This is a genomic window from Methylobacterium platani, from assembly GCF_001653715.1.
Taxonomy (GTDB): Bacteria; Pseudomonadota; Alphaproteobacteria; order Rhizobiales; family Beijerinckiaceae; genus Methylobacterium; species Methylobacterium platani.
In genome coordinates, this window is record NZ_LWHQ01000129.1 from 1,398 (window position 1) to 1,808 (window position 411).

A 411-nucleotide genomic window follows, 5' to 3' on the forward strand; every position below is an offset into this window, starting at 1 on the left:
GCGCGTTCTACGCCTTCGAGCTGATCATCGGCACCTACGCCATCGCCTCGCTCACCCCGGTGGTCACCGCGGCGCTCGCCGGGGCCTTCGTGTCGCGGGCGATCCTCGGGCACCAGGCGGTCATCACCCTCGGGCCCGCCCCGCCGGTCGGCCCGGCCGACTACCTGCCGACCCTCGGGCTCGGGCTGATCTGCGCCGGGCTCGGCATCCTGATCATGCAGGGGGTGACCCTGGTGGAGGAGGGGGTGCGCCGCACGCGGGTGCCGCCGCTCGCCCGGCCGGTCCTCGGGGGCGTCGCGGTCGGGGTACTGGCGCTGGTGGCGACGCCGCAGGTGCTCTCGGCCGGGCACGGGGCGCTCCACCTCAACCTGACGGAGGACGGCGCGGCGATCGGCGCGGGCGGGCTGATCG

The 411-nt window shown here is 76.2% G+C and carries 1 protein-coding gene; it reads left to right on the forward strand.

Annotated features, from left to right (window positions below; genetic code table 11):
- Positions 1 to 411: chloride channel protein (locus tag A5481_RS35600; RefSeq protein WP_245298693.1), on the forward strand; the 411-nt coding region annotated here is incomplete at both ends.